The organism is Specibacter sp. NPDC078709 (genome assembly GCF_040686795.1).
Classification (GTDB): domain Bacteria; phylum Actinomycetota; class Actinomycetes; order Actinomycetales; family Micrococcaceae; genus Specibacter.
The window spans coordinates 270,998-290,156 of sequence record NZ_JBFBLU010000002.1 but is presented as its reverse complement, the minus strand read 5'-3'; the positions used below and the strand labels follow the sequence as shown (position 1 = coordinate 290,156).

At 59.5% G+C, this 19,159-nt stretch carries 18 protein-coding genes; 4 read left to right on the top strand and 14 right to left on the bottom strand.

The features are described 5' to 3' along the window. Positions 1–91: 91 nt before the first annotated feature. The 6 genes from AB0P14_RS05375 to AB0P14_RS05350 form a co-directional block, all read right to left on the bottom strand. Entirely contained in the window at positions 92–415 is a 324-nt protein-coding gene (locus AB0P14_RS05375; protein WP_363838713.1) for a DUF3039 domain-containing protein, read from the bottom strand. A gap of 190 nt (positions 416–605) precedes the next feature. Beyond that, complete coding sequence (nagB, locus tag AB0P14_RS05370) at positions 606–1,385, bottom strand: glucosamine-6-phosphate deaminase (protein ID WP_363838710.1); 780 nt, start codon at positions 1,383–1,385, stop codon at positions 606–608. Positions 1,386–1,541: 156 nt separating this feature from the next. Beyond that, a complete protein-coding gene (locus tag AB0P14_RS05365) occupies positions 1,542–3,128 on the bottom strand; it encodes a transporter (RefSeq protein ID WP_363838707.1) in 1,587 nt (528 codons plus the stop codon). Further along, positions 3,110–3,901 (bottom strand): ABC transporter ATP-binding protein, encoded by a 792-nt coding sequence (locus tag AB0P14_RS05360; protein WP_363838704.1) that lies wholly within the window; start codon positions 3,899–3,901, stop codon positions 3,110–3,112. Before AB0P14_RS05360 ends, AB0P14_RS05365 begins: the two co-directional genes overlap by 19 nt. 85 nt (positions 3,902–3,986) lie before the next feature. Beyond that, on the bottom strand, positions 3,987–4,931 hold the full coding sequence (locus tag AB0P14_RS05355) for a tetratricopeptide repeat protein (RefSeq protein WP_363838701.1): 945 nt from the start codon (positions 4,929–4,931) through the stop codon (positions 3,987–3,989). A gap of 147 nt (positions 4,932–5,078) precedes the next feature. Next, a complete protein-coding gene (locus AB0P14_RS05350) occupies positions 5,079–7,466 on the bottom strand; it encodes a hypothetical protein (protein ID WP_363838698.1) in 2,388 nt (795 codons plus the stop codon). 412 nt (positions 7,467–7,878) lie between these two features. Here AB0P14_RS05350 and AB0P14_RS05345 point away from each other — a divergent pair, with 412 nt between their 5' ends. Next, positions 7,879–9,036 carry an AI-2E family transporter gene (locus tag AB0P14_RS05345; protein WP_363839357.1) on the top strand — a complete coding sequence of 386 codons (1,158 nt, stop codon included), beginning with the start codon at positions 7,879–7,881 and terminating at the stop codon, positions 9,034–9,036. A 40-nt stretch (positions 9,037–9,076) separates the two neighbouring features. On the opposite strand, the gene AB0P14_RS05340 is transcribed toward AB0P14_RS05345, so the two are convergent. Then, positions 9,077–9,868, bottom strand: a complete 792-nt coding sequence (locus tag AB0P14_RS05340) for an alpha/beta hydrolase (RefSeq protein ID WP_363838696.1) — start codon at positions 9,866–9,868, stop codon at positions 9,077–9,079. A gap of 9 nt (positions 9,869–9,877) precedes the next feature. Then, positions 9,878–10,246 carry an ATP/GTP-binding protein gene (locus AB0P14_RS05335; RefSeq protein ID WP_363838693.1) on the bottom strand — a complete coding sequence of 123 codons (369 nt, stop codon included), beginning with the start codon at positions 10,244–10,246 and terminating at the stop codon, positions 9,878–9,880. 105 nt (positions 10,247–10,351) lie between these two features. Between AB0P14_RS05335 and nucS the strand changes: the two genes are divergently transcribed. The 3 genes from nucS (at position 10,352) to AB0P14_RS05320 (ending at position 12,699) form a co-directional block, all read left to right on the top strand. Beyond that, positions 10,352–11,047: an endonuclease NucS gene (nucS, locus tag AB0P14_RS05330; protein ID WP_363838691.1), complete on the top strand. Its 696-nt coding sequence runs from the start codon at positions 10,352–10,354 to the stop codon at positions 11,045–11,047. A 59-nt stretch (positions 11,048–11,106) separates the two neighbouring features. After that, complete coding sequence (locus AB0P14_RS05325; protein ID WP_363838688.1) at positions 11,107–12,351, top strand: N-acetylglucosamine-6-phosphate deacetylase; 1,245 nt, start codon at positions 11,107–11,109, stop codon at positions 12,349–12,351. A 144-nt stretch (positions 12,352–12,495) separates the two neighbouring features. Next, positions 12,496–12,699 carry a cold-shock protein gene (locus tag AB0P14_RS05320; protein ID WP_363838685.1) on the top strand — a complete coding sequence of 68 codons (204 nt, stop codon included), beginning with the start codon at positions 12,496–12,498 and terminating at the stop codon, positions 12,697–12,699. Positions 12,700–12,797: 98 nt separating this feature from the next. Here AB0P14_RS05320 and AB0P14_RS05315 read toward each other — a convergent pair whose 3' ends face one another. The 6 genes from AB0P14_RS05315 to atpD all read right to left on the bottom strand — a co-directional run bounded on the left by AB0P14_RS05315 (position 12,798) and on the right by atpD (position 19,144). Further along, on the bottom strand, positions 12,798–15,326 hold the full coding sequence (locus AB0P14_RS05315) for a DUF2156 domain-containing protein (RefSeq protein ID WP_363838682.1): 2,529 nt from the start codon (positions 15,324–15,326) through the stop codon (positions 12,798–12,800). 44 nt (positions 15,327–15,370) lie between these two features. After that, on the bottom strand, positions 15,371–16,207 hold the full coding sequence (locus tag AB0P14_RS05310; RefSeq protein ID WP_363838681.1) for an alpha/beta hydrolase-fold protein: 837 nt from the start codon (positions 16,205–16,207) through the stop codon (positions 15,371–15,373). A 103-nt stretch (positions 16,208–16,310) separates the two neighbouring features. After that, complete coding sequence (locus tag AB0P14_RS05305) at positions 16,311–16,778, bottom strand: hypothetical protein (protein WP_363838678.1); 468 nt, start codon at positions 16,776–16,778, stop codon at positions 16,311–16,313. Between the two features lie 173 nt (positions 16,779–16,951). Beyond that, positions 16,952–17,383 carry a DUF2550 domain-containing protein gene (locus AB0P14_RS05300; RefSeq protein ID WP_363838675.1) on the bottom strand — a complete coding sequence of 144 codons (432 nt, stop codon included), beginning with the start codon at positions 17,381–17,383 and terminating at the stop codon, positions 16,952–16,954. A 10-nt stretch (positions 17,384–17,393) separates the two neighbouring features. Further along, on the bottom strand, positions 17,394–17,684 hold the full coding sequence (locus AB0P14_RS05295) for a F0F1 ATP synthase subunit epsilon (protein ID WP_110106640.1): 291 nt from the start codon (positions 17,682–17,684) through the stop codon (positions 17,394–17,396). A gap of 2 nt (positions 17,685–17,686) precedes the next feature. Next, positions 17,687–19,144 (bottom strand): F0F1 ATP synthase subunit beta, encoded by a 1,458-nt coding sequence (gene atpD, locus AB0P14_RS05290; RefSeq protein ID WP_363839354.1) that lies wholly within the window; start codon positions 19,142–19,144, stop codon positions 17,687–17,689. Positions 19,145–19,159: the final 15 nt, after the last annotated feature.

Genomic DNA, 19,159 nt, shown 5'->3' with positions numbered 1-19,159 from the left:
TCACAGTCACACTTTCACGCTTCCGCACCCAATTCCGGGCACGGCCAATCAACGGCTTTTCGCCGGTAACATCAAAAATTACGAACCCCAGTTACTTCTTGGGTTTCTTCGGGCCCTTGCCCTTGCCGCCCTCAGGCCGCAGTCCGTCATAGACTTCTTTGCATTCGGGGCAGACAGGGAACTTCTGCGGATCCCGTCCAGGCGTCCACACCTTGCCGCAGAGTGCGATCACTGGCTCGCCCGTCATGGCCGATTCCATGATCTTTTCCTTGCGCACATAGTGTGCGAACCGTTCGCTGTCGCCCGGTTCTACTTCTTGGCGCAATTCCTCGCGCTCAATAACGGCCGTTGAGCCACCAGTCTGACCGGGGCTGTGCAGGGGATCATTTTCGAAAGGATCTGGAGGCAAACTCATGAGCCCAGTCTACCGTGTTCGCGTCCGCGACTCACCGAGGCACCAACTTTCCTGAAGGTGATTTCACTCCCCGGCAGGTGAGATAGCGTTGCCAAAAGCGCTGCATAAGGTGCGCTAGCGTCCTTGAAAACGGACGACGGCGGGAGCCCACCTTTGATTCTCAGGTGGGCTCCCGCCGTCGAAAGTCTTTTTAGACGCCTTGCCAAGCAGGCTTGTTCTCGTAAGCGTGGCGGTAGCTGGCTGCACCGGCAAGCTTGGACGCCGCTGCCTCGTCGATGATGACGGTGGCACGCGGGTGGAACTGCAGGATCGAGGCGGGGCACGATGCCGAGAGCGGACCCTCGACAAAATCGCGCACCGCGTCTGCCTTGCCAGCGCCGAAGGCAACCAAAACCAGGTGGCGGGCGTCCATGATGGTGCCCAGACCCTGGGTCACCACGTGGTGGGGCACTTGGTCGATGTTGTCGAAGAAGCGTGCGTTGTCCTGGCGCGTCTGCTCGGCCAGGGTCTTGATGCGCGTGCGCGAAGCCAGCGAGGAACCCGGTTCGTTGAAACCGATGTGGCCGTTGGTGCCAACACCCAGGATCTGCAGGTCAATGCCGCCGGCTGCGGCAATCGCATCCTCGTAGGACTGGCAGGCAGCTGCAACATCGTCGCTGGCTCCGTCCGGGCCGTGGACGTTTTCGCCGGAAACGTCTACACGGTTGGTGAATTCGCGGCGGATGACTTCGCGGTAGGACTCGTAGTGACCAACAGGCAGACCCACATACTCATCCAGCGCAAAACCGCTGACGCCTTCAAAGCTCAAGCCTGCCTCGTGGCGGCGGGCCAACTCGTCATAGATGGGCAGCGGGGAGGACCCTGTGGCCAGACCAATAACGGCGTTGGGCTTGTTGCGCACCAAAGCCTCGATCGAGTCGGCGGCAAGCGCCCCAATTTCCTTGCTGCTCGGGAGGATGATGACCTCCATGAAACACGCTTCCTTTCGCTGCCGCCCGGTAGGCGGCCCATGGCTTAATGCAGGGGCAAACACGTACAGCAGCGCCCCGTCGATACCGGCCGCACGCGGCGGTGGACAGGGCGCTATTGCCATGCATCTGCTGTGTAGCTCTAACCTTATCCAGAGTCAGCGGTGGACAGAAACGGTCTGCAATAACTCTGGCCCGCGATTGTTATATTGCTTCGCCCCGAAACGGATGCCAAGGAACACGTACAGTGCGCCCAGGCCAACACCGGCAGCCAATGCCAACCAGGCAAAGAGTGCCAGCTGAGTCACCGCACCAATGATGATCAGCACGATAACAGGGACCGCAAGAAGACCCGCTCCGCCAAATCCTGCAAGCTGGATGATTAGCGTGGAGAAGTTATTGCCCGGTTTGGATTTCATGGGGCTCTCCCCCGGCAATGGCACCACCATGGTGAACCTCGAGGAGAACACACTGGCCAGCCCCAGACCTGCACCTGCGGCACCCATTAACATGCCAAGCGCCGCCGGCAAGATCTGCCAGTCTCCAGCAACCACCGACCCGGCCACGGCAAAGAGCAGTCCCAGCGGCAGTGCCAATACGGCCGCCGCCATGACGCGTCCAGTTCTATCTGCCTTGCCGGAAACCCCTGTGGCCAGGTGCAGCGCAAAGGCGGTGTTGTCGTAGGAGATATCAGCCGAGATACTCCAAGCCACCATGAACGCCGCAAACGCTCCACCGTAACTAAGGATCGGCCCTACAGCTTCAAGTCCAGCAGTCTGTGTGCCACCAAACACCATGACCAGCGGAATCAACGGCGCAATGAGAAGCCCGGCGCTGTAGCGCGGATCCCGGAACCAATACGTGAGGCAACGCGCGGCAACGGCCCCTGTGGGGGTCTGCGGGAAAAGGGCAAAGAAGCCCAGCTTGCCAGCAGCCCTGCGGCCGCCACCGGAGAAGGCAGGAGTCACCAGAGCTTTAGCCAGGCAGGCCTGCCAGATCCAGGTCAGAACAGCAACGGTGCCCAGCGCGATCAGCAATTTCAGCCCCGCCGGCCCCCATGCGCCGATGGCGATGTCTGCGGGAACTGCCCACACGGCACCCAGCGGCGTCCAGGACAAGGTGTTGGCCAGCTGAGGCAAATACACCGAAAAATCACTGATGCCTGTGGAAACACCGGCAATGATGGGTCCCATGAGCATGAGCGGAACCAGCACCACAATGCCGCTAACATCCTTGAAGCGGCGCGACGAGGCCAGGCTGGTGCTGGCTGCGGTGATGGCGCGTGAGGCAATGATGCACGTCAGTGCACCGAGGGCGCCACAGATCAATGCGGCCACGGCCGCCGCCGGATAACGCCACCATCCAACTGCGGTGCCCATAGCGGCAACAAGCGTGACTGCGCCAGGGACACCGATGAAGCTCGAGAGTGCCAGACCTGCCAGCAGTTGTTTCATAGGAATCGAATAGGTGACAAAGCGAGCCGGGTCAAGTGTCATATCTAGGCCGGAGGCCAACACAGGTATGACCAGCCAGCCCACCAACAGTGCAGAACCGGCCAGTATGATCACCATGCCCACCAACTCTGCATCGCCCGTGCTGCCGGCAAAGCCCAGCCCCACCAGGAGCATGCCCAGCACACCCAGACCGTACAGGGCGGCGAAGATCAGTCCCACCAGTTGCCAGGGACTGCGTTTGAGGGAGTTGCGCAGCAGCGCAACTTTCAGCCTTAGGAGGTGCGCAACCATTGCAACCCCGCAGTCTGGTTCCGGCCGCCAACAAGCTCTACGAACCTATCTTCCAAGCTCTTCTCGCCACGCACCTCATCCACGGTGCCTGCCGCAAGAACTCGTCCAGCAGAAATGACGGCGACGTGATCGCACATCCGCTGGACCAAATCCATGACATGACTGGAGACAATCACAGTACCGCCGGAATTCACGTAGTCGTGCAGAATGTCTCGGATGTTGGCCGCAGATACTGGATCCACTGACTCGAAGGGCTCATCCAAGACCAGCAGGCTCGGAGCGTGGATCAGTGCCGAGGCCAATGCAATCTTCTTCGTCATACCCGCGGAGTAGTCCACTACCAAAGTCCCGGCATCCTTGGCCAGGTCCAGGGCCGCCAGTAGGTCCTTGACGCGCGCGGCCACAGTGTCTTTGTCCATGCCGCGCAACAAACCCGCATACGTGACCAGCTGCTCACCTGTGAGCCGATCGAACAGCCGGACGCCGTCGGGTAGCAAACCCATGAGGCGCTTGGACTCCAGCGGACTCTGCCAGACGTCTACACCGTGGACCCACACTTGCCCGGCATCCGGGCGCAAGAGTCCGGTGGCCATAGACAGCGAGGTGGTTTTACCTGCACCGTTGGGTCCCACCAAGCCGTAGAACGAGCCTGCGGGAACATCCAAGTCAATGTTGTTAACGGCGATCTTCTCGCCGAAATGCTTGGATAATCCGCGAATCGATAAGGCTGGTGGGCGCCCGCCGGTTGAAATACTCCCCAGAGAATTGTTCATGCCTAAAACCCTAGCAATCCACCAGGGAACTGTGACTTATCCCAAAGGATGACATTGCTGGCCAAACGGTGCTGGCTAGAGCTGGCTAGAAGAGTGCGCGGGCCAGAGCCTGGCGTGACGCCGAGACGCGCGGATCACTGACACCAACCACGTCGTACAGCTCCAGCAGGCGAACTCGTGCAGATTCTCGTTCTGGCCCGAAATGCAGGGCGATATATTTCACCAGACGTGCCAGGGCGTCCTCGACATGACCGCCGGAGACATCCAGATCGGCCACGGTGAGGGCTGCGTCGAGGTCATCCGGGTCACCGGCAGCTCGGGTTCGGAACTCCTCAACTTGGACCACATTGATTTCGGCAGTGCGGCGCATCAGCTTAACCTGGGCCAAGCCGATCTTGGCGTCAGTGTCATTGGGCTTTTCTGCCAAAGCCTTCTCATAGCTTGTCTGCGCCGCTGCCAGATCCCCGGCGTCAATGGCGTCGCGGGCTGCTTGGTGCAGCGGTGGAAGCGGCGGTTCCGGTGCCGCTGCAGGGGCCTGGGCGCCGCCCAAGTTTCCTGTGACACCGTTGCTGGCTGCCACCTTGAGAAGTTCAGTGAAGAATTCCTTGACTTGTTCTTCCGGCAGTTCGCCCTCAAACATAGGCACGGGCTGACCCTTGATGAGCGCCACCACGGTGGGTACGGCAGTGATGCCGAAGGCTTGGGCGATCTGGGGGCTGGAATCAATATCAACACGGCCCAGTGCCAGCTGCCCGCCGTACTCATTGATGACCTTTTCTAGCAGAGCCGTCACCGTGGCTGACTGCTGTGAGCGGCCTGAGCCCATGGCAACCACCACGGGGACCTGCTGCGAGAGCTGGACAAATTCTTGGAAGCTCTGCTCGTTGACGTCCACAGCATACGGTGAACCACCGGATGGCGCGCCGGAGGCAGCGGCCGTTGCGCGGTTCTTCAGGGCTGAAAGATCGACGGCGCCGCGCAGGTTAATTCCAGACGGGCTTCTCTGTGGCATAGGGCTTTTTTGACTCATGAACTCACTCTAACTGGGCTGGGTGGCGGTCTTGGGTGAATCTCGCCGCGGGTGAAATTGACAAGTGAAACGCATTGATGAACTGACAGTGGAAACTGACAGAGGCGGGCTCAAGCACTCCGTGCCTGGCCCGCCTCGGCGGCGTAACTACTGAGTGAAGCTGCCGCCCACGAGGTTGCGGGTTGCGGACAAGATGGTAATCTTACCGTCCCCGTCGGCAGGGGGAATGTACATGACTACGGGCTCGGCGTAGTTGAGCGTGTAGCCCTTGGTGGTTTCCTTGCCGCCTGTGAACACTGCAGCATCATCGCCAACGGTCAGCGTTGCGTTTTCTTTACTCGTGCCGTTGATGGCAAAGGTATAGCCCACCACTACCATGACGCCACCATCAGCGGTACGCAAGCTGACGGCCGCATCACTGCTGGCCTTGTGACTGAATACATGGGTGGCATCTTTGGCATTCTCGACGATCGTGGACTGGGTGTCCAGGACGCTTTGGATGTAGACGCTGTCGTTGAAGGAATCCTTGAACTTACTGTCGCTCTTGGTGAGACGGTCGCTGAGTGCGGCAATGGCGTCAGCAGGGCTCATCTTCAATCCCTCGGCAAAATCCAGTGCAACTTCCTCGGTGCCTTCCTTATCTACTTTGGGGAAAGTCTGGCCGGGCAGTAAGGGGGTGGCCTGGATCATTTTGTAGTTCTCACGCGGGCTGGCCTGAACCAGCGTTAGCAATTGCGGTAGGGCATTGTTCTCACCCTTGGTGACCATCATGGCTGAACGGGGCCATGTATTCGTGGTGGTGACCACCTTGGCCAGCAGAGGTGCGGCGTTCACCGGCTCCATGGCAGCCTGCGCAGAAACTTTGGCACGGATCTTGTAGTTGGCCGCCCTTGCTTCCAGAGCCATACCACCCACGCGAGATTCGAGTTCCTTGGAATCCTTGGCGTTGTCACCAGCAGTGACAACCGCTGCAACAGCCGTGGCAATGCGCTGCACCTGAGCGTCAAGCAGCCCCGGGAATCCTGGGGTGGACGGCGTAGCGGTGGCCTCTGGAGTGACACTCGTGCTCGGTTCCGGCGCTGTCGGGTCGGCTGCAACTGCGGGACTGAGACTGCCAGCCACCAGCACAGCAGCCAAGGCAGCACCCCATCGAGTAGCCTTCATAGTCTTCTTCACCGGCCCTCTCAGACTTTCACTGGCACTGAACTCGGACTTGTCCTGGCCAGTTGTGTCGCCGCTAGATTTGCCTCCGCCGGCTTTCTCTCCGAAGAGGCCACCCTTCACGCCTCTCTTGTTCCGGGTCCGAGGCTTCCTTGGACCCTGCTTCTTATCTGAGCCGCCGCTGTTTAAATCTTCGTCATGATCCTTACCGGCGGTTCCGCCCGCATCAGAGCCTGAATCAGAACCCGACTCTGAGTTCGAATCTGAATCAGCGGCTGAATCCTCATCAGCAGGTAGAGCAGCTGCTGCGGTGCTGACGTCGTTATTTTCCTGCTTCTCTTGCGGGTCCTGCTTATTGTTCTTCTCGCCCTGATCGTCTTGCTCCTGATCACGAGCCACATTCGCGGCAGCAGAGTCCACGCCAGGCTCGGAGGTCGTGCTGGGCTTGTTAAGCAGGACAGCCGGAAGCGCCGATGTGGCATCGCTAGGCATAGCCGGACGTGCAGATCCGGCACCACCACTCGTAGACTCACTGCCAGACTTAGCGTCGCTGCCTGAATCGTCCGCGGCATCTTGCCCAGCACCCTCGCTTGCCTTCGCATCTGATGACGCGGCCTTCCGGGCCTCGGCAATTGTGGCGGGAGCTGAGTCGGCTGCCGACTTCTTAGCAGCTTCACGGGCAGCCACAATCTTGTCTACTTCCAATGCACCGGTGGCTGGATCTGTAGGAACACGACCCGCTGCGCGTCGGCCGACAGCAGCAGTTTGAGCACCCTTGGGCTTGTTCGGGGACAGCAGGAACAACAGTGCGGCCAAGGCCAGAAGTGCGGAACCGATAATCATTAAGGGCACTGCCCAAGGCGTTCCGGCCTCGTTGTCCACGGTGACGGAAATATCGGTGGGAGCAGCTGCCTTGCCGTCAACCGAGAGCAGCAGCGCCCAGTCTCCGTGTCCCGGCGCCTGCCAGGTGTAGCTGAGTTCGCCGGTAGCCTTTTCTTCGCTGACCCACATATCTGAGCCGGCGGGGTTGGGCACGGTGGCCTCACCTGCGGTGCTGGTGGCAGTCAGCTGGGAGAAGTCCTCAGCTGCTGCACCAATCCGGGTGTAGGCGGCGTCGCCGATCCAACCGATGATGTCGTCCTCGCGGGCCACTGCCAGCTGCATAGGACCATCGCTCTTAATCGTCATGGTGAACTTTCCATCACGGGTCTTGAGAAGATCAGGACCAATAACCGTCAGCGGTGCAGCGGCCAGCTCCGCGGGTGCGGCGGCCGTGACAGTGGCTGGCGGGAGCCAGATGGTGCGCTGGCCAATGCCAGTTCCTAACACCAAAAGACCCAAGACGGCCAGAATAATTGCAATTTTTGAACGCAAGAACTTACCTAACATCGGCGGAACACTGCTGTGAACGTTAATTCAAGGGTAACCGAACCGTTATCTGATGAGCATGCCTCTTTGACTTTTCTCACGTTATATCCCCGTGGCTTGCGGATCGAAGTGCGATGCGCTGGTAACCTCTATTCACTATTGGGAGTGGAACAATTTGCCACCACACCACCATTTATGAAGGCAGCTACAAGTGAACTCTTCCCCCGATCCAAGCTCACCCAATCCCCCCTCGGATGTGACCCCTTCCTCAGCTGTTCCTGCTGCTCCGGTTCGCTCTGATCCGGAAACAGTAGAAGAAACGGTCACCACCGAGTCCACACTGGCCGCTCCCGTTGCCGCATCCGCCACTTCTAACGCCACGGCCACGCCGGACCGCGGCAAGGGTTGGCGTGGCTGGTTGGTGGAAAAAATCCGCCAGCCGGTTCCCGGCGCCCAGCCGCGCGTGCGTTTTGATCTTCCGGTGGCGCCCAGCGGCCCTGGTGAGACCGCCGCAATTATCGAGGCCTCCTCTGGGAGCAGCTTGTTCCGTCATCCCATCTATTTTGGATTCATGGGAACAGTGGGTGTTGGCATTGCCTTATTCCTGAGCTACATGCTGGCGAACACCGAATCGCTGCTTCTGTGGATTGTGACCGCGCTATTCATTTCGTTGGGTCTGGATCCGGTGGTTCGATGGCTGGAACGGCGCAAGGTGCCCCGCCCCTTGGGGATCGTCATAGTCTTGGTGGGCCTGCTCAGCGTGGTGGCATTGTTCTTCGCCACGCTCATCCCCACCATCGTGGAACAGACGTCCCAGCTGATTAACAAGGCCCCCATCTGGATCAGGGACTTTCTGAATTCAGAGTTTTTCAAGCAGCTCGATGTCCAATACCACGTCCTTGACACCATCAATGAGCAGGTAGCCAAGTTCTTCCAGGATGCCCAGGCTGTGGGCGGTATCTTTGGTGGCGTCGTGGGCGTGGGCACCAACATTGCTAACGGGCTCTTCGGTACTTTGATCGTGCTGGTACTGAGCCTGTACTTCCTGGCGTCTTTGCCGGCCATCAAGAAATGGGGATACCGCCTTGCCCCACGATCACGCCGTCCCCGGGTCGAAGAGTTGAGCGAAGAAATCACCCGAGGTGTGGGCAACTACGTGATTGGTCAGGTCTGCGTGGCAGTCCTGAACGCTACCTTCGCTTTTATTGTCATGACCATTCTTGGCGTACCATTCAGCGTCTTGCTGGCCTTTGTTGTGGCGCTCCTTGCCTTTATCCCACTCGTGGGCGGAATGATCGCCGCAATTGTGGTCATTGCGGTCAGCCTGACAGCTGGCTGGCAGACCGCCCTGATCTACGCCATTGCCTACTTCGCCTACCTGCAATTCGAGGCCTACTTCATCTCACCGCGCATCATGCAAAAGGCAGTTGCCGTACCGGGAGCAGTTGCTGTCATCTCAGTCATTGCCGGTGGCAGTCTGCTCGGTGTCCTCGGGGCCCTGATCGCCATCCCGACCGCAGCAGCTGTGATGCTGCTGGTCAAGGAAGTCTTCATTGCTCGGCAGGATAAAAACTAAAGCATCAAGCCAGCGGCAAGGTGTAGAAACTAGGAACCCGTCAGGCGGGCTGAGCGGCCACGGGTCCGCTCCATTCTGCGGGCAGCTCTACGGCTGCACCGAGAACGGTGGAAGCGATCTCGTTCAGGGCCCGGGACGCGTACTTCTCACCCACCCACAAGTGCTTGGCCCCGTCTACGGCCACTAGCTTGGCCTGCGGTACCAGCGAGAACCGAGCCGTAGCGGCTTCCGGCTGCAGATAGTCATCAAACTCCGGGACCAGCACCGTCAGCGGCTTCCCGTAGGAAGCCCAAGTCTCCAAATCAGCGTCAACGGCTCGGTGCAGTGGAGGTGATAGCAACACCGCTCCTTGGACGTGCTGGGCAACGGGGTCAGCCGCGCCATATTTCAACACTAGTTCGGTGCCAAATGACCAGCCAAGGAGCCAGCGGTTGGGCAGTCCGCGGTCCACAGCAAACTGAACCGCGGCGGCAATATCGTGCCGTTCCCCAATGCCTTCTTCAAAACCGCCCTCGCTGGTGCCTCGGGGTGAGGACGTGCCGCGGGTATTAAAGCGCAGCACGGCAATTCCAGACAGAGCCGGAAGTCGATACGAGGCCTTCTTGTAGACGTGCGAATCCATGAAGCCGCCATGTGTGGGCAGCGGATGCAGGGTAATCAGCGTGGCCCGGACTACGCCGTCGGCCGGTAGTGCCAATTCACCGACCAGGGTGAGGCCATCTGCGGTCCTCAGCTCAATATTCTCGCGCACCGCGGGCAAGATCGTGGAGGCTCGGACAGGCACAGGGGTGCCAGCATCAACAAAAGCAAGGGAACTCGGATCAAAAACCATGCGCCCAGCCTACCTGTACCGGTAGCTTCGTCCTCGCCAGCAGTTGCTGTGCCAATGCCTGCGGTCGCGCAGACCGGCCTCAGCACCAAACAAGGCGTCTTCCTGCCAGACCACTAAATGAGCCAAACCTGGGGGAACCAAACGGTGGCAGCCGGGGCAGGTGTATGACTTTTGGGCGTTTCCAGCGCTGATGCTCCGCACCGCCCAGACTCCGTCGGGCGCTGATTCGGTGGCCGGGACCCCCAGCCGGACACGGTTCAGATCAAATCCATCGTCGTCCGGATCGGAAGTCCCTGCACCGGGCTGCCCTCGACCACGGGAGTTGCTAGAACCCCTGGCATTGGAGGTGCGGCGGCGTGGATGGTTCGAACGGGGCATTCCTCCATTGTGCCGCACAGTTCAATCCCGTGCAGTCGCACCTTGCAGGACCACCGCAGGATCGTCTCGACGCACTTGCTGCTCCAAACCGCTACAGTGGAAGGCGTGCGTTTAGTGATTGCCAAGTGCTCCGTCGATTACGTCGGACGCCTCAAAGCCCATCTTCCCCTCGCCGTTCGGCTCCTAGTAGTCAAGGCTGACGGCTCCGTTCTGGTCCATTCCGACGGCGGCTCCTACAAGCCACTGAACTGGATGAGCCCTCCGGCGACCCTGCGCACGGTGGGCCCGGAGGATACAGAGCTGGAAGAAGGCGTGATCTCACAGTGGATTGTGAAATCAACCAAAGCCGATGACCAACTCATCATCAACATCTATGAAGAACTACACGAGTCCAGCCATGACTTGGGGACCGATCCTGGACTGATTAAGGACGGCGTTGAAGCCGATCTGCAGCGTCTCCTGGCCGAACAGATTCATCTGCTCGGCACCGGCTTCACCTTGATTCGCCGTGAATACTTCACGGCGATCGGCCCGGTCGATATCTTGGCCAGGGATGCAGCAGGTGCCACCGTGGCCATTGAACTCAAACGCCGCGGCGACATTGACGGGGTGGAGCAACTCACCCGCTACCTTGAACTCCTCAACCGTGACCCGCTACTGGCTCCGGTTCGCGGCATCTTCGCAGCACAGCAAATCAAGCCGCAGGCCAAGACCCTCGCTCTGGACCGCGGTATTGAGTGCAAGACTCTGGACTACGACGCCATGCGCGGAGTGGACGACAGCGCCTCACGCCTCTTTTAGATCTTTGAAGCCACCCGTCTTTTAGAGCACAGGGGCCCCTTCCTGACTAGACTTGGGCCATGACTGTTCCTTCGCCTGCGCCCGTGTCCACCAAATACCTGATCCAGGGTGCCGTTGTCACCGATCACGGCATTATTGAGGGCGGGCTGCTCGCCATTGAGGGCGACAGAATCGTGTACGCCGGGCGGGCAGATCACTTTGACGAGCCAGGTTTTGATCAGGCCGATATGGACGCCGTGAACGTCATTTCACTGCCTGCCGATCAGCGTCTGATCCCCGGCCTGATTGACGTGCATAACCACGGCGGAAATGGTGGCGACTTTCCCAGCGGCGACGAGGCCTCAGCCCGTATTGCCGTGGATTTCCTCCATCGCGCCGGCACCACCACGCTTCTGGCCAGCATGGTCACCGCCTCCCCCGAGGACCTCATCAAGGGCATCGGCATTTACGCTGGCATGACCGCTGAAGGGCTGCTGGCTGGCATCCACCTTGAGGGCCCCTTCCTCTCCCATGCGCGCTGCGGTGCCCAGAATCCGGCTTTCTTGCTGGACCCGGATCTGGAGCTCATGTCCTCGCTCATTGAAGCTGGTCAAGGCGCCATCGCAACCATGACCTATGCGCCCGAGCTTCCCGGCGCGGCAGACCTCGTGGACCTGCTCACCACCCACGGCATCACCCCTTCGGTGGGCCACACAAACTCTGACACCGTGACAGCGGCGGAGTCGCTTGAGCAGGCCCGTGAGGGCCTGGAATCTGCTGGGTACGACGGCGTCTCCGGACGGCCCACTGTGACTCACCTTTTCAACGGCATGCCACCGATGCATCACCGCTCCCCCGGCCCTGTTGCCGCCTGCCTGCGGGTAGCCAGTGCCGGGAACGCCGCCGTCGAGCTTGTTGCCGATGGCACCCACCTAGATCCAGAAACGGTCAAGACCGTGTTCGATATTGTGGGTGCGGCCAATATTGTGCTGGTCACCGACTCCATGGCAGCGGCAGGGCTTGCTGATGGCAGCTACATGCTGGGCCCCTCACCGGTGACTGTCGCCAATGGAGTTGCCACCTTGGACGCCACCGGTTCCATTGCCGGGGGCACCGCAACCTTGTTGGAGGTGCTGCGCCGAACCACAGCCGCAGGGGTCCCTTTCAGGGACGCCTTGCAGTCGGCCACTTCGGTGCCCGCTGCAGTTCTGGGGCTCACGGACGAGGTTGGCGCGTTGCGTCGCGGGCTCCGGGCAGATGTGCTGATTGTCGACGCGCAGCTGGAGCTGCAGCGTGTCATGCGTGCCGGCACCTGGTTGGAGTAGTTAATATAGGCGACTCTTTGGCGTCACTCGTTGACCTTGAATGTGACTCATGTCATGCTGAATGAGGCTTGGCACGCAATTGTTGCCCGGCTCAGGCAGTACAGATAGCAGTACAGCATGGACGTTCATCACAAGGAGAAAAGTATGGCACAGGGAACCGTCAAGTGGTTCAACGCTGAAAAGGGCTTCGGCTTCATCACCCCGGACAACGCCGACGGCGATGTGTTTGTCCACTACTCAGAAATCCAAAGCGGCGGCTTCAAAACCTTGGATGAAAACGCCCGGGTTGAATTTGAGATTGGTCAGGGCAGCAAGGGCCCTCAAGCAACCGGCGTAACAACGCTCTAAGCTGGCTGCCCCAACCACGGTGGCACCAAAAGAAAAATCAATAACCCCCGGTCTTATGGCCGGGGGCTATTTGTTTGCCCAGCGCAGCGGGTGTCCAGCTATTTCTTCTCTTGTTTGCGCAGGATCCGGGCCAGTGACTGCACGGACACGTTGGGCATATACGCTTCCCCCACAGCCCGGCCAATGGCAGGCAGGGAGAGTGGATCTTGATACATCAAATACAGGGATCTATGGCGTGGTTTGAAACGTTGTTTGAAATTGGCCAACGACGAAAACCCATACACCGGTTCCAAGGTGCGTGCCAGCAGCGCCAGAATCCGCCCCAGCGTATTCTCCTCCAACGACTTCTGCTTCACCGTGATCTCCGGCAAGGCCCCCTCCTGGCCACGGCCCTTCGGCTCCTGCCGCGCTGTTGCTGTTCCCGCTGTTGTTGCTGCTGTTGCTGTTGTTTTCGCAGTTTCGGTTTCACTGGTTACTGCCAAGGGCGATCCAGAAAGTGAAATGTACTCAACGGTGGCCGCGAAATACTGCACAGCTTGAGCAATGAGATACTCCATGACCCCGCTGAAGGCCCCTGCATTGCGGCGCATGAAGTCCAACGTCCAGCTGACAACCTGACCTTCGGCATACACCGGAAGCCAGCTGGTCACGGCATGGATCCGTCCCGTGTCGTCGATGGCTAGGCATAGCTGGACATTGTCATCCTTCAGTTCTTCTAGGCCACCCAGCGTGAAGCCGAGCTCGGGAAGCGCCTGAGAGGAAACCCAGTCCTCGGAAATCTCATGTACTTGGGTGCGCTGTCCCGGGCTCAGTTCCCCGTAGCTTGACCAAAGAGCCGTGACACCGAGTTTGTTTGCCTTGTTCAGGGCCGTGCGAACGTTCTGCCAGTCCTTGCCCTTGAACTCCATGTTGTGCACGTCAAGGAGCGTTTCGGAGGCCACCTGAATCCTTCGGAAACCGCGCTGTTCCAACAAGGTTGCCGGCGTATCCGTCACAGAATAGAAGCACGGGGTGAGTGAAACATCGGCGCAAAAATTCAGGAACTTATCGACGGCGCCATCGTACTGCAAGGGATCACCAATGGGACCGCCCACCGTGACGGCAACACCATTGTGGGGTTGGTAAGCCACAGCAACGGTCCCGGCTGCATTGAACCAATATTGGTTGTTGGGCCACTGCGTCATCCATGACAGGGAATCCCCGCCCTCGCGGACCAGTTCCCGTGCCTTCGCAGCCTGGTCCGTGCCACTGTGAAGGTGCCGGCTCAAGAACAACGCCAGCACCGTCCCCGCACTCACCAGCCACAGCACTGGACCGCCAAAACTGAAGATGAATTCGGAGAAAAACCCATGCGGATAAACGTTCGCAGCATAAGTGAACGGGAACGGGTAGGGCAGCACGATCCGCGGAAGACCGGCAATCAGGGCCACCAGCCCCAGATGGTTGTTCAGATTTCCTTCAACCAGCCAGGCGAGCGTGTACAGCCCCACCAGCACGAGCAGCAGCAGCGGCAAAAATGACAGGGCACGCCGGCGCAGCACCGGGACCGGGTCAACCCGAAAGTGTCGTCGAAAAACGAACAAAGCTATCGCTATGAGCACAGGAACCAGCACCACCGGCAGCAGTTCCCACACTGATTCGTTGATGGTTAGGCTACGATGGCCGCGCCGCAGAGAGAGCCCCAGCCCGGAAAAAACTTGGAAATAGGCGGCCGATACCAGCCCAATCACCACATGCAGATACAGCGCCACCCACAACGCCAGACGGCTCCCACGCCGCAGCCCTTCCGCACACACCAGCAGTAACACCATGGGCATGAGCGCCAGCAGATGACCTCCGGAGCCCAGCAAGCCCAGATTATGAACCATCCCCTGACATGCGGCGTCGGCCGCATGACAGCTGCCATGCCACTGCGACAGCGTGGGCTCCTGATTGGTGATCCACGTGCGCATCACGGCAAGGGGTCCCACTGCAATATGTGCCACGGCAGCAGCTAACGGCCCCACGGCAAAGACCGCAACCGCCATTGCCAAAATGGTGCGCACTTCACGGCTGGTCGAGCGCCCCGGGATCCGGCGCCCCAATGCCCTCACAAACACCAGCCCCAGAGCCAGTCCGGCCAGCGCCGCGAGCACAATGAACACGTGCTGCGCGTGGCCCACGTACACGCTGAGCATCAATGCCAACGCCAGAATCAGGACCCGTACACGGCGCCGCCACAGCAGACTAATACCTTGGCTGGCCGCCATCAAGGTTCCGGCTGAGGCGGCAAAGGGCCCCAACAACGTTGCCTGATCCATCCCCGCGGGCCAGTCAATTTCGCTCAGATTCCCTACGCTCAGAAGAACACCAAAGAGGACGACGGCGGTCACTTGCGTTCCGCAAAAAAGTGCGGCTGTGCGCCAGCTACCAACTGTGACTTCGGCTATCCCTACGGCAACTCCCACGACGCCCACAGCTAACAGCATGGAGGCTGTGTTGGAGCTGAGAAAGAGTGTCGTGATCAGGTTCCACCACTGCGCGCTGAGCAAATCAGTGGACTGATAGCCCCACGTCCCCGCCACGGCGCTGGGCAGCTTGCCAAGGAAAGCTCCGGATACTCCATGAACCACAACTAGGGCAATCATCAGAGCCGAACTAAAGGGGGTGCGCCGTAGCCAACTCCATACCCTCATCGCAAGCCCAATCTGGCAAAAACAAAAGTCAATCCCTGAGGCAGAGCAGCATTGGCCACAGCCCAAGAATGCCCTCCGGGAAAGGCTGCACGTTCGGTGCTCATGCCGGCTTTGTCGACTGCTTCTTGAAGGACTCTCACATTGGCAGAATACGCCGCATCTTGGCTCCCCACGGCAAACCAGCCAGAAGTTTCTGGATACTTATTCTTCGCCAGCAGAGTCAGCGGCAGCTGTGCATTGAAAGCCGCGGTGTCTCCGTGGAAAGCCCTGTGGACGGTAACGGACCTGTTCACGGCCAGTGCGGGCTCGCGTTCCGGGGAAATCGCCATGAACGTCTTGTAGATTTCTGGGTGGCGGGTCACCATCTGCAAAGCGCACGTACCGCCATAGGAGAAGCCACCCACAGCCCAATGTGCGGGGTTGGTGTCAGCCTCAAGATGTGTCTTGATCCAGTGAGGCACGTCGACGGACATATAGGTATCGGCCGGGGCCAGAGCGGAGTCCATGCACATCGTGTTGGCTTGATCGCTACCATTGGGATCCGGCATGACCACCACGGGCGCCAGACCGCCGTGCGCGGCAGCAAAGGAGTCTAGCTGAGTGACGAGGCTGGTAGAGCGCAGCCACGACTCTGGCGAACCCGGTTGTCCGCTAACTAAGAGCAGCACCGGCAAGACCGGCCGATTTGCGGCTGAATAGGCCGGGGGCAGGTACACCACAGCGTTGCGGGCTTTGAAACCCGAGACCGTGCCTGCAATATCGACGGAGCGCACAGTTCCTGTTGCGGGTAAACCAGCAGGTGCCTTCCAACCGGCCGAGACGCCAGCTGTCATGAATCGCGAGCCAAGCTGATGTGTCACAACTGGGACGGCTGCCGTGGAGAGATTTGTTGTTGGCGAGCTAAACAGGCTGCCCACAATGGGAAATTCACCAAAGTCAGAATTGAGCGAGAGGCCCACGCTGGTCGGTACGCCGGAGAGGTGAGGTGCGGCGGCGGGGCCGGGTATTGGGGTGCGGTGAGCTCGGCTGTGAAGTCCTGGCAGCGTCGCAAACTTCAGCGTCCCTAACCTCCACATCGCTAACCCCCGCAACAATACCTCGACGTTGACGGCGTAAACCGGCCAACGCCGTCGTGCTTCCCAGCGTCAGGAGCCACAGCACCAGGGCCACGCTAATGACAACAGGGGTTGGGAGATCTTCGGGCCAAACATATAACACGTGGATGACTGCCCAGCAGGCGGCGCTACTGACGGCGAACGCCAGCAGGGCACTGACAATCACAAAGATCCACCAGCGCAGGGAACGGCGAAACAACAGGAAGAGCAGCGAGGCTACACCTAAGCACAGGACCATGAGAGGAAGCGGACCGTCGATAAGACTGAGATTTTCAAGCTCTTGAATCATTGCCACAGTGTTACCGCACTCTATGAGAATTATCTGCCCTGAAAGGCAGCTGCACAGCGATAGCAGTGGCTGCGACCGAACGTTTACTCGGCGCTGGCTGGGAGGACACTGACAACACACTGGCCGTAAGCACTGTGTTTGTGAGTGAGTTAGCCGCAGTGTTCGCGGCCGTGTTAGCGCCGGGTAGAGACACCAGGCTGCGGACCGGCTTCCAGCCATGAGGAGAGGCCGGCATAGGCGCCGAACTTCATGGCGAGCAGGATTTGTGTGCCCTCGTAATCAAGAATCACAATCACGGTGGCGGGTGGAACTCGGGTCAGCTCAGTCTCGTTAGGTTCGCGACGGCCTACCAACACAATCTTGTTGCGTTGCATGGTCTTCGCCGGAATCGGGCTGAGGGACAGGGCCCGGAGCCATTGCAGATTTGACTCCTGATAACGACAAACCCCCATGGCCCAGCGATTTCCGCTTAGGCACATGGAGGAGTCGACCGTGCCAAGGGCGCGCCGCAAATGCATGCGGCGCACCCCGTACAGGCACAGTGTTAGAACAACTAGCAGGAGTAATCCTGCCAGTACGATGAACGGAATACCGAGTTCGTTCATCAATTGATTGCTAGCGAATCCCTGCGCCAGACGTTGCGCTGTCTTTCAACTGCGCATTGTCGGCAACGATGACAACCCGGTTGCTGTCAACCGAGAAGAAACCGCCGTCCACTTCAACAAGGAAGCGGGATCCGTCTACAGGAGCGATCTCCAACAAGCCCGGCGCCAAAACCGCGAGCATCGGGGTGTGACCGGGCAAAATGCCGATCTCGCCCTCGCTGGTGAACCCCTTGACAAGGGTCGCTGCACCGGACCACACGAAGTGGTCCGCCGCTACGATTTCAACTTCGAGGTTAGCCATGCTTACTTGGTCGATTCCTGGATCGCAGCCCACTGACGCTCTACATCATCCATACCACCGATGTTGAAGAACGCCTGCTCGGCAATGTGGTCCACGTCGCCGTCGCAGATAGCGGTGAAGCCTTCAATGGTGTCCGCAATGGAGACCGTGGAGCCTTCGACGCCGGTGAACTGCTTCGCCGTGTAGGTGTTCTGTGAAAGGAACTGCTGGATACGACGGGCGCGTGCCACGACGATCTTGTCCTCTTCACCGAGCTCGTCGATACCGAGGATCGCGATGATGTCCTGCAGTTCCTTGTTCTTCTGAAGGATCTGCTTGACACGAACAGCGGTGTCGTAGTGGGCCTGGCCAACGTACTGCGGGTCAAGGATACGTGAGGTTGAAGTCAACGGATCGATGGCCGGGTACAGACCACGTGAAGCGATTTCACGGGAAAGTTCCGTGGTCGCATCCAAGTGGGCGAAGGTCGCGGCCGGGGCCGGGTCGGTGTAGTCATCAGCAGGCACGTAAACGGCCTGCATGGACGTGATCGAGTGACCCTTGGTCGAGGTGATGCGCTCCTGGAGGATACCCATCTCATCGGCCAGGTTGGGCTGGTAACCCACAGCTGAAGGCATACGGCCCAACAGTGTGGAAACTTCGGAACCGGCCTGTGTGAAACGGAAGATGTTGTCAATGAAGAGCAACACGTCCTGGTTCTGTACATCGCGGAAGTACTCAGCCATGGTCAAACCTGACAGAGCAACGCGAAGACGCGTTCCCGGCGGCTCATCCATCTGGCCGAAGACTAGCGCGGTGTCCTTGAGAACGCCGGCTTCTTCCATTTCAACCCAGAGGTCGTTACCTTCTCGTGTTCGCTCGCCAACACCGGCGAATACCGAAGTACCACCAAAGTTACGGGCCACACGGGTGATCATTTCCTGGATCAGAACGGTCTTACCGACACCGGCACCACCGAACAGACCAATCTTTCCACCCTTGATGTAGGGGGTCAGCAAGTCAATGGACTTGATACCGGTCTCGAGCATCTCCGTGGAGCCTTCGAGGCTTGCGAAAGCCGGGGGCTTGCGGTGGATGGGCCAACGCTCGGTGATGTTCAGTTCCGATTCCTTCACGTCGAGGGGCTCGCCCAGGACGTTGAAGATGTGGCCCTTGACGACGTCGCCGACTGGTACGGAAATGGGCGCGCCCAAGTCCTTGACAGCGGTTCCGCGGACAAGTCCGTCGGTAGCCTGCAAGGAGATGGCGCGAATAACGCCGTCGCCCAGGTGCTGGCTAGTTTCGAAGGTGATGGTTTTGGTCTCACCGTTGAGAGTGATCTCGGTGGTGAGTGCGTTGTAAATGGCGGGAAGGCCGTCAGCCGGGAATTCGACGTCGACAACCGGGCCGATAACGCGCGCAATGCGGCCAGTGGCACCAGCCTTCACGGCGGTTCCCTGCTCGTTGAGTTGGGCAGTCATCTCTCTCACTTCACT

Coding starts and splice junctions, on each gene's coding strand:
- AB0P14_RS05300 (WP_363838675.1), bottom strand. CDS start 17,383: ATGAACGAACTCGGTATTCCGTTCATCGTACTGGCAGGATTACTCCTG.
- nagB (WP_363838710.1), bottom strand. CDS start 1,385: ATGGAGGTCATCATCCTCCCGAGCAGCAAGGAAATTGGGGCGCTTGCC.
- atpD (WP_363839354.1), bottom strand. CDS start 19,144: ATGACTGCCCAACTCAACGAGCAGGGAACCGCCGTGAAGGCTGGTGCC.
- AB0P14_RS05295 (WP_110106640.1), bottom strand. CDS start 17,684: ATGGCTAACCTCGAAGTTGAAATCGTAGCGGCGGACCACTTCGTGTGG.
- AB0P14_RS05375 (WP_363838713.1), bottom strand. CDS start 415: ATGAGTTTGCCTCCAGATCCTTTCGAAAATGATCCCCTGCACAGCCCC.
- AB0P14_RS05320 (WP_363838685.1), top strand. CDS start 12,496: ATGGCACAGGGAACCGTCAAGTGGTTCAACGCTGAAAAGGGCTTCGGC.
- AB0P14_RS05340 (WP_363838696.1), bottom strand. CDS start 9,868: ATGGTTTTTGATCCGAGTTCCCTTGCTTTTGTTGATGCTGGCACCCCT.
- AB0P14_RS05305 (WP_363838678.1), bottom strand. CDS start 16,778: ATGATTCAAGAGCTTGAAAATCTCAGTCTTATCGACGGTCCGCTTCCT.
- AB0P14_RS05365 (WP_363838707.1), bottom strand. CDS start 3,128: ATGGTTGCGCACCTCCTAAGGCTGAAAGTTGCGCTGCTGCGCAACTCC.
- AB0P14_RS05360 (WP_363838704.1), bottom strand. CDS start 3,901: ATGAACAATTCTCTGGGGAGTATTTCAACCGGCGGGCGCCCACCAGCC.
- AB0P14_RS05325 (WP_363838688.1), top strand. CDS start 11,107: ATGACTGTTCCTTCGCCTGCGCCCGTGTCCACCAAATACCTGATCCAG.
- AB0P14_RS05315 (WP_363838682.1), bottom strand. CDS start 15,326: ATGATTGCCCTAGTTGTGGTTCATGGAGTATCCGGAGCTTTCCTTGGC.
- AB0P14_RS05355 (WP_363838701.1), bottom strand. CDS start 4,931: ATGAGTCAAAAAAGCCCTATGCCACAGAGAAGCCCGTCTGGAATTAAC.
- AB0P14_RS05335 (WP_363838693.1), bottom strand. CDS start 10,246: ATGCCCCGTTCGAACCATCCACGCCGCCGCACCTCCAATGCCAGGGGT.
- AB0P14_RS05310 (WP_363838681.1), bottom strand. CDS start 16,207: ATGACAGCTGGCGTCTCGGCCGGTTGGAAGGCACCTGCTGGTTTACCC.